The sequence below is a fragment of the Desulfosporosinus sp. I2 genome, from assembly GCF_000960765.1.
Lineage (GTDB): Bacteria > Bacillota > Desulfitobacteriia > Desulfitobacteriales > Desulfitobacteriaceae > Desulfosporosinus.
The window spans coordinates 1-10,041 of sequence record NZ_JYNH01000164.1; the positions used below are offsets into that span (position 1 = coordinate 1).

7 protein-coding genes are annotated in these 10,041 nt (G+C 41.2%); 2 read left to right on the forward strand and 5 right to left on the reverse strand.

Translation table 11 applies throughout. From position 1 onward, the window contains the following. A partial coding sequence (locus UF75_RS22525) for a (Fe-S)-binding protein (protein WP_242860389.1) occupies positions 1-979 on the forward strand: 979 nt, incomplete at its 5' end. Continuing rightward, positions 976-2,184, forward strand: coding sequence for a lactate utilization protein B (locus UF75_RS22530; protein ID WP_045576782.1), 1,209 nt, complete (start codon positions 976-978; stop codon positions 2,182-2,184). The genes UF75_RS22525 and UF75_RS22530, both read left to right, overlap by 4 nt. Before the next feature lie 134 nt (positions 2,185-2,318). On the opposite strand, the gene UF75_RS22535 is transcribed toward UF75_RS22530, so the two are convergent. The 5 genes from UF75_RS22535 to UF75_RS22550 all read right to left on the reverse strand — a co-directional run bounded on the left by UF75_RS22535 (position 2,319) and on the right by UF75_RS22550 (position 9,434). After that, the gene (locus UF75_RS22535) at positions 2,319-4,547 is read right to left on the reverse strand and encodes an acetyl-CoA hydrolase/transferase C-terminal domain-containing protein (protein ID WP_045576783.1); all 2,229 of its coding nucleotides are present in this window, start codon (positions 4,545-4,547) and stop codon (positions 2,319-2,321) included. A gap of 359 nt (positions 4,548-4,906) precedes the next feature. Further along, the gene (locus UF75_RS31140) at positions 4,907-6,184 is read right to left on the reverse strand and encodes an acetyl-CoA hydrolase/transferase C-terminal domain-containing protein (protein ID WP_348983092.1); all 1,278 of its coding nucleotides are present in this window, start codon (positions 6,182-6,184) and stop codon (positions 4,907-4,909) included. Continuing rightward, entirely contained in the window at positions 6,139-7,134 is a 996-nt protein-coding gene (locus UF75_RS31145) for a hypothetical protein (RefSeq protein ID WP_348983093.1), read from the reverse strand. Before UF75_RS31145 ends, UF75_RS31140 begins: the two co-directional genes overlap by 46 nt. Before the next feature lie 379 nt (positions 7,135-7,513). Continuing rightward, a complete protein-coding gene (locus UF75_RS30460; RefSeq protein WP_242860390.1) occupies positions 7,514-7,804 on the reverse strand; it encodes a hypothetical protein in 291 nt (96 codons plus the stop codon). Between the two features lie 424 nt (positions 7,805-8,228). Next, positions 8,229-9,434: an NADP-dependent isocitrate dehydrogenase gene (locus tag UF75_RS22550; protein WP_045576784.1), complete on the reverse strand. Its 1,206-nt coding sequence runs from the start codon at positions 9,432-9,434 to the stop codon at positions 8,229-8,231. Positions 9,435-10,041: the final 607 nt, after the last annotated feature.

Genomic DNA, 10,041 nt, shown 5'->3' on the forward strand with positions numbered 1-10,041 from the left:
GGAATCAAAGATGCCGATGGTACTTGACATCATTAGTGAAAATATTATTAAGCACGGCAATCCGCTGGCCTTAAAGGGTTCAGAGGTTGCATCTTGGGCTAAAGAACTTGATTTGCCTGTTAAAGGAGAATTACTATTCTATACGGGTGGAGAATATCAATTGCTGCCCTTTATTGACTCATTGGTTAAGACGATTACTCATCTTGACCAGGGTAGTAAAGTGTTTTCAATGATGATGGGTGCACGAAATATATTGAATAAGACTGGGATTAACGCAGAAAAAATGTACGCTTCTGTCCTTGCTAAGGACAAAGATAGATATAACTCAGTTTGCTTAAAGGCTGCAAAAGTGCTCCACGGTCTCGGCTATGAGTTTTGTTATTCCGGAAATGAGGAGTTATATAGCGGTGCTTTGCTCTATGAACTAGGTTACTTAGAGGATATGAAAAGCTATGTCCAAAAAGTAGTTGAAGTGATTAGAAACAGTGGTGCTAAGACGATCGTCTGTCTGTCTCCCCATGCTGCAGAAGTCTTTAAATTCATTTATCCTAAAATGGTTGACGGGTTCGATTTAGAAATTGTAACCTTTGTTGATCTCGTCTGGCAACGGCGAGATCAACTTGCCAAAATTGAAGCCTCTGGAGCGGTCGTTATTCATGATTCCTGCCGATTGGCCCGCGAGTTAGGAATTCATCAGGAATTACGAGACATTTTAGAAAGCGTTGGGGCAGACGTTAAAGAGGCTCCTCGCAATCGGGAATGGACGTCATGTTGTGGCGGGCCGATTAAGATCCTCTTTCCAGAGTTATCCCATGTCATTGGATCCCGTCGGGTGAATGAGTTGAAGGAAAGCGGCGCCGAACATATTTTGACGTCTTGTCCCTATTGTTTATCAGCCTTAGAGGGTGGTCGAGCTAAAGGGGATTCGGCCATTATTGAAGATTTAATCGAATTCCTATATAGGGGGAGTAAAGCATGACCGTCGACTTAAGAAAAGACTTTGTCACCTATGCCAAGGACCTAAATAAAGCGAGCGAAGACACTAATATACGAACAGCAATCTCAAGGGCGGTCAGTTCATACCGCAACACAGTTTCTGAGACGCTAGAGCGTTTTCCACACACTCCAGAATTGGCAGAGGAAGTGCAAGGGATTAAACGCCACTCCATGGCGAACTTAGATAATTTGTTGAACCAAGCAATGGATTCGGTTGAGCGTAACAAAGGAAAGGCGTTTTTTGCTAAAGACCATCAAGCTGCTTTGGAAATTGCTCTCGGTATTATTGGCCGGGGTAAAACTGTAGTCAAAGGGAAAAGCATGCTGGGCGAAGAACTCCACTTGCGTGAGTATTTAGAGGAGAATGGTAACGAGGTTTGGGAGACAGATTTGGGCGAGTTCATCCTCCAACTGCGTAAGGAACGTCCGATGCATATTCTTTCTCCTTCCATTCACGTACCACGTGAACAGGTAGCGGAAGTTTTCAGCAAGTTCTTTGGCAAAGAAGTACCTCCTGATATTGCTGAAGAAGTAAAGGTCGTACGAGAATTCCTTAGAGAGAAGTATTTCACAGCCGATGTGGGAATCAGTGGAGCTAATGTGGTAGCTGCCGACACAGGTGCGATGGTTATTATCGAAAATGAAGGTAACGTACGGCTCGCTACCGGTGCTCCCCCGGTTCATATCGTGATGGTGGGGACCGAGAAATTGGTTCCAACCTTCCAGGATGCCATGAAAGTTGCTGAGGTTACTTGGCGCTATGCTCAGTATGGCGTACCGGGCTATGTCAATATTGTCAGTGGTCCGAGTAAAACGGGTGACATTGAGAAAGTAACCACGTACGGGGCGCACGGTCCCAAAGAATTCTATGTCATCTTTGTGGACAATGGTCGCAGTGATATGGCCCGTGAGGATAAGTTTAGCCAGGCCCTGCATTGCTTACGTTGTGGCGGGTGCATGTATGAGTGTCCTGTTTTTCAAGTGACTGCGGGTCACTTCGGACATGTCTATATGGGTGGAATCGGTGCCATCTGGACGGCATTTGTAGCTGGTGGCATGGAGAAAGCGGCTCCGCTCGTTTATTCCTGCTTACGTTGTGGTAGATGTGTCGAACGTTGCCCGATGAGCATCGAGGTACCTGCCATGATCGGAGAGCTACGCGAGCGTATTGTATACGGTAAATATTAGCTTCAAATAGAATGAACTTGAATAAAAAACAAGCGTCCAAAAGGAGGACGCTTGTTTTTATTGTTCTAGACGGACCACAACGATCCACGCATCTCAGATTATCGCTCTCTCGAGAAGCACGCAGGGCAGACTGGTCAATTCGACTTTACATGATTCGTAGTATTGATAGGAAAAGAGGGAGTATCAGCGAACGTATTGACATTCCTTAAAGCAAACACAACAATTTTTCTCAAAACCTTTTCATTTAAGGAGGCAGGATCAAGTAGTTTCATTCTCTTAAGGTAGTTATGGGCAGATTTTGGAATAGGTCTAAACAATTCCAAACCTATCCCTTTGACTAATTTAAGACGATTAGCCTTTGCAAGTGCCTTCAAGGACTTTAACGCTCCCCCTAAGGCAACCTCCTCTTCCGTAAAATCCGTACCAAATGGGAATTGTTGAAAGAAGCCTTGAGACTGATAAGGCTTGAGCAGGGTAGAGATTTTTTGAGGTAGGTTATTTCTAAATTCTTCTGGAATTTCATAATCCATGGGTATCTTGCCCGCCTTTTTGGCTTGATCAAGGAGTTGCTTTTGAAACCTTGAATCAGCAATATTAATCATTTCGGCGATGACTTGTTTTTCCGGTTTACTTCGAATGTCTGCGATTCCATACTCTGTGACTACGATATCTCTCAAATGTTTGGGTATTGAGCAATGCCCATAGCGGAAAACAATGTTGGACTTGAGGTTTTTACCAGACCCTTTTGTACTTTTGACCATCATAATAACCCTCGCATCAGATAAGGCATGACCCATAGCGACGAAATTATATTGACCACCAATTCCACTGACTACTTGCCCATTCTCAAGTTGATCTGAGGCAATTGAACCGAGAACACTTGCCACCATACCAGTATTAACAAAGCGGGCATCCTTTCTTTGCAGGGTCCTTAGTTCTTCCCCACCGTAAAGCTGGTTTACTTTTTCGACAGCAGACATGACAAAGAGTTGCCTTTCTTCTTCACTCATTTCCTTAAGAGCCTGATAAAAGGCTTTTGGGCCTAAAAAGAAGGCACCCTGTATTACAAACCCCTTGAGAAGTTCTTTTCCAAGCAATTGTTTAATCTTTTGTCGATTTGTTTCTTCATTCATATCGACGGAATAGCTAAGCTCTCCATCGATAATAGAATGATTTTCATACTTAAGGCCCTTTTTTAGAATTCCGTATTCAGAAAGAAAGGCAAAGTCTTTGGCGCTAAGTTTTGTATGAACCGCCTTCATTTCAAGCAGTTGATCAATGATATCCGAAGGGATGTTATCAGCGGAGAGCTTGCCGTCATTAATTAGTTTCATAAGAGGGATGCTGTCAAAAACCTTCCTCTTTAAGATCTTGCTTTTATACATTTGCATAAAAGCATCGACAAACATCTCGGAGGAGCCAAAAAGCCCCTCTTGGAAGACTCCTGTATCCCCCCATTGAGTAATTAGTTTTTCATAACGTTTTGTTAAGGTAGCTTTTTTCAAGATTTCCTGATAGACATCATTATGTTCATTGCGCATAATAAGTCCTGAAACAATTGCGTCGCCAAGGGCGCCAATCCCAACCTGTAATGTGCCACCGTCTTTTATCAAGGTGCTGACATTGAGACCAATCATGTGATCGGATAGGGCCACAGGATTTTGTGGTGGACAGAAAAGTTCATAGTCGTATTGTGGCCCCTGAAGAATAATGTCATAGTTTTCCGCTTCTACAACAGCATCTCCATACATAAAGGGCATTTTGTTATTGGCTTCCCCGATAACAACTACCTTTTGACCGTTGGCCTTCATTACATTCATTTTTCGGATAGTTTCAAGACAGATATCTGGGTTGCAAGCCATGGAGTAGATGGTTTTGCCGTTGATCTCTTGGTAACCGATAAGTTCACCAAAAACATTTGTTCCGAGGGCTAAAGCATCACGAACAACATGAGTGTAGTGCGAAGACAAATGGTGTTGCTGAGGTATTGGATTATTCAAGTAGGTGCCTGCTTTACTGAAAAATTCAAAGAGTTCAACATTCTTAGCAAGTTTTCCCTCTCGGAAATCAAGCATATAGTCAAACTCCGGAACCCCAGCGAAGACTCTATCTGAAAGAGGCTGAAGAAACCGTTTTTCTAGCTCGGAGTGGCCTTTTGGTATTTCAAGTGAAAGAGCAGTGATGATTTTAAGCGAGATTTCCGGATCTTCTTTGGCTCGCCTGTAGAGTTCGTTGATAAAGAGAACGGGTTTCCCCAGGGCAAGGGTCATAGAGAAGGTAATATCCTTCCCGACATAGTTGATGACCGTTTCGACACATTTTTTCACGTCGTTATAGATCATTCCCGGCTTTTCATTTAACATTATTGTCGCCTGCCATTTCGTTGAAATTTTCTAATAACAGAGTGCACATATAATTGTGAATGTGGATTCATTAATTGAATATTATCATAAATCCATCAACAATGTAATCACAATTTAATTAAATATTCATTAATTTGTGAGTATCTATAGTTCTTTAACGCATTGTTTATTTAGTTCTTAACAATTAGAGATATAATTAAGAATTGGTATTATATTCTGACTATTTTTGATTTAAGATAGAAATAAGTAACAAAAAACAAGCATCCTCCATTTTGATAGTTGAAAGGAGGACGCTCGTTGATTTTTGTAATCACTTAGAATTTTGGGGACTGAGTTTCAGATGGTCCCATTGTAATTAGTTATTTATGCAAAGTTTTTGAAGCACTATTGGAGATTGGTACACGAGCAGAATCGTTAAGACTGTTAGTACTCCTCAAGGCAAAGGTAACGAGTTTTCTCATGATTTTTTCTTGCAGTGAAGAAGGCTTGTGGAGGTTTAATCGTTCCATAAACGGATAGGCTGATTTTGGAAACGGTCTGAACATTTCAAAGAGCACCCCTTGAACTAGTTTAAGGCGATTGCCAGTTAAAAGCCTTTTTAAGGCTTTTAAAGCACCCCCCAGAACCACCTCAGTCTCCGTCAAATCCGTACCAAACGGAAATGGTTGAAAAACACCATGGGCTTGAAAGGGTTTTAAAAGATTGCTGATCTTTTCTGGCGTATTATTTCTGTACTCTATCGGTATCTCATAATCCAAGGGGATTTTACCTGCTTTTTTTGCTTGAGCTAGGAGTTGCATTTGAAATCGAGAGTCAGTGATATTGATTAATTCAGCAATAACTTGTTTTTCAGGTTTACTACGAACGTCAGCAATTCCATACTCTGTAACTATGATATCCCTCAGATGCTTGGGTATAGAGCAATGGCCATAACTGAAGACAATGTTGGATTTAAGACTTTTACCGTACCCTTTAGTACTTTTGACCATCATGATAACTCTAGCATCCGGGAGGGCATGCCCCATGGCCACAAAATTATATTGTCCGCCGATTCCGCTGATAACCCTGCCATCCTCAAGCTGATCTGAGGCAATAGATCCCAGAACACTTGACACCATGCCGGTATTGACAAACCGAGCATCTTTTCGTTGTAGAGTTCTCAGCTCTTCCCCTCCATAAAGTTGGTTAACCTTTTCGACACCGGACATGCCAAAGAGCTTTCTTTCCTCTTCGCTCATGTCATTGAGCGCTTGGTAAAAGGCCTTTGGGCCAACAAAGAAGGCGCCAAGGATAACTTGACCACCTCGCAACTCCTTTCCAAGCAACGTTCGGAGCTTCAGGCGATTTTCATTGTCAGTCAGATCTGCGGAGTAATGACTCTCTCCATCACGAATAGAGCCTGATTCATAGATAAGACCCTGCTTTAGAATTCCAAATTCTATGAGAAACGAAAAATCTTCCTCGTTAAGTTTAGAATGAACTGCTTTCATTTCAATAAGTTGGTCAATAATGTCGATCGGAATGCTATCTACTGAGAGTTTTCCGTCATTAATTAGTTTCATGATAGGGATGCTGTCGAAGACCTTCCGCTTTAAGATTTTGCTTTTATACATCTGCATAAAAGCATCAACAAACATTTCGGAGGACCCATAAAGCCCCTTCTGGAAAACTCCAGTCCCCCCCACTCAGAGATCAGTTTCTCGTATCGTTTCATAATCCCAGACTTTTGAAGAATTTTCTGGTAAAGGTCATTGTGGTCATTACGCAGGATAAGTCCGGAGACAATAGCGTCTCCAAGCGCACCGATTCCTACCTGAATGGTGCCGCCATCTTTTATCAGGGTACTGACATTGAGACCAATCATGTGGTCGGGCAGAGCAACCGGGTCTTTAGGAGGACAGAAAAGTTCATAATCATATTGTGGTCCCTGAAGAATAATGTCATAAGTATCCGCTTCTACAACGGCATCTCCATACATAAAGGGCATCTTTTTGTTTGCTTCCCCGATAATAGCAACTTTCATCCCCTTGGCTCTTAACTTTTTAAAGTTTTGCACAGCTTCAAGACAGACATCTGTGTTACAACTCATAGAATACATTGTCTTACCATTGATGTCTCGATAACCTATCAATTGTCCGAAGACGTTAGCACCTAAGGCCAGAGCATCCCGATTAGCATGGGTATAGTTTGTTGCCAAGTGATTTTGCTGAGCTTCGGGACTCCCTAGGTACCCACCCGCTTTACAAAAGAATTCTAAAACTTCAACATTCTTGGAGAGCTTTCCTGCTCGGAAATCGAGCATGAAGTCAAATTCCGGAACTCCTGAGAAAACCCTATCCGATAGGGGCCCTAAAAATCGTTTTTCCAGGTCGCTGTGCCCTTTGGGTTTTTCAAGAGTAAGAGCAGTGATAATCCTAAGCTTAATCTCAGGATCCTCTTTGGCTCGCCGGTAGAGCTCATTAATAAAGAGAACAGGTTTTCCTAGGGCTAGAGTCATACTAAAGGTGATATCCTTTCCTACATAATTGATAACTTCATCAACGCACTTTTTAACGTCATCATAGATAATTCCCGGCTTTTCATTCATGTTATAGTCGCCTGCCATTTCATTATATTTTGCAAAAAACGAGAGCGCGTTTCTATACCGAAGTTATTACCAAGAGAATCTTATCCAATTTACAAGACTCCAACTTTTATAAGTGGGGGAGTCCTGTAAAATCCAAGTTTCAATAAGCAACAAATGAATTCAAATTCATTTAATTGAATATTATCACAAATTAGATAATAATGTAATATCAACGCATAAATTTGTTAATTAATTTTGACTATTAATACTAGTCTAATAAATTGATTGTGTTAAAACGTCTTTATTGGCTTATTAAAAAACTCTTTATAGAAAAATTGGACAAAAAAAGGTTGTACAAACTTCACAAGTTTAATACAACCCTTTATCACTATATAACCTATTATTTATTTTTAAACCTTGAAAAGGAATCTTCGAACATCGTTTCTGTGGATCCTAATTCATTGACATGATGCAGATACTTAAAAGCATAAAGGAGTAGAACGTGGGAAAAAATAGCAAACATAAACGTTTCAGCGATACTCCATTTTAACAGATGAATCTGTTTAAGTAATAACGCTGTATAGTTCATAGCAGTGGCCCATAAAGTAAAAAACATGACAATCCAGATCTGATATCTTGGAAAACGCCACAGCAAATAGCCAAATACAGTCGTAACTGCAAACCAACTCAAAGTAAAAAACACGGGTATATTAGAGAACGTGAGTATATCTGGTCTAAAAGACCAACCTTTAAATAGATTGACTGCAATTATTTGAACAATCCATGTATAAATGAATCCTCCCAGAAATGAAAATAGAATAAGTTTTCTAAGATAGTTTATAGGTACTAGAAATAGAACAAGAGACCAGTAGGCAACGGCCTGAATAAGCCAATATAAGTTTATGAGAATCACCCCCTAAGCACTATTATGGTTTATATTTTACTTTCTATGTATATCAAATCAAGCATTTTCCATTAGGGGGTCATATAAAGTAAAAAGCCCCTAACAGAGACACATTATGAACCACAATTATAGGGTTCTCTTTTATACGTGTCTACTGTATGGGGATGATAATCCGTGAAACTCTTTTATAACCTCTTTTAAATCTAGACTATTATAGACTATTATTTAACCGCTGTTGAATTTCAACAAGGAAATCTCGTGTTGATACAACTTTTTTATCCGTCAACTCTGAGAGTGCGCCTAAATCCTTCGTCATGACTCCTTCTTCAATCGTTTGAATCGAAGCGGCTTCTAATTTATTGGCAAAGACAATCAGCTCATCAATTCCATCTAACTCGCCGCGTTTTCGCAAGGCTCCTGTCCAGGCAAAGATAGTGGCCATGGAATTTGTTGAGGTCTCTTCTCCTTGGAGGTGCTTGTAGTAATGTCGAGTGACTGTCCCGTGTGCAGCCTCAAATTCATAAAAACCGTCGGGAGATAATAACACGGAGGTCATCATTGCTAGGCTACCAAAAGCAGTGGCCACCATGTCAGACATAACATCACCGTCGTAATTCTTACAGGCCCATATGAAACCACCTTCTGACCGAACAACGCGGGCAACGGCGTCATCGATCAGAGTGTAGAAATATTCAATCTTAGCTTCTTCAAACTTGAGCTTATAGTCTTGGTCATAAATGTCTTGGAAAATATCCTTAAAGGTATGGTCATAGATCTTGGAAATAGTATCCTTTGTGGAAAACCATAGATCCTGTTTGACTTCCAGAGCATAATTAAAGCAAGTTCGTGCAAATCCTTCAATCGATTTATCAATATTGTGCATGCCCATAATAATCCCTTGACCGCTAAAATCAAAAATAGTCTCGCGTACTTCCCCATTCTCTCCGGTAAAGACAAGCTCGGCTTTGCCAGGACCACCAACTCTATATTCAGTATTCTTGTAGATATCACCATAAGCATGTCTCGCAATAGTAATTGGCTTTTTCCAGGTGGCAATTAAAGGCTTGACACTGTTAACGATAATAGGTGCTCGAAAAACGGTGCCATCAAGAATGGCGCGAATCGTACCGTTAGGGCTTTTCCACATTTCTTTCAAGTGATACTCTTCAATTCTTTGTGCATTGGGCGTAATGGTGGCACATTTGACCGCCACGCCATATTTTTTAGTTGCTAGGGCCGAATCAATCGTGATTTGGTCGTTGGACTCATCCCTTTTTTGCAATCCCAAATCGTAATACTCAGTTTTAAGGTCAACATAGGGTTCAATTAATAACTCTTTAATCCATTTCCAGATTATCCTAGTCATTTCGTCCCCGTCCATTTCTACTAAAGGGACATTCATTTTAATTTTACTCATTTAAAGTTGCTCCTTCCTAATCATCAACGGTATTATACTATAATATCAACCTGTTAGTCCTTCATTAGTCGTAACGTTTTTATATGTATTCAAAATACTTTCCTGGTTTATTTTAGTGCCACTTTAGTAGGGGTAGGCTCCACATTCCCTTGACATATGGGGACTCAAGAGTTAAACTATCAATATACCCCTATGGGGTATAAATTATAAATCTGATATTTGGTGTTCTTATACTAGTCAGAAAGTATAACTTCGTTATTTACTTTCTGGAAGGTCCCTTCTCGCCATCACGGCGCCTTGCCATCCATGGCGGCGCTCTAATCTCGAACATCCTTGTTCGAGTCTTGGCTACAGGGACACTCGGCCAATCCACACTGCTGGAGTATGCGTAGTGAGTTGCAGTGTGGCGATAAGCTCATCCGCTTATCGTCGTGGCCAGCGTATAAGGGCAACTGAGGCGACGACACAGGACGTGTCTAGTGTCGAATGCGCCATGGATGGCTTAGCATTCGACCGGCCGCCTTCGCCAAGGCTAACTAGAAGGCTAATTCGTGCGAAGACAGTGTCTTCGCTCCGCTAAGCTAACACGTGCGAAGACAGTGTCTTC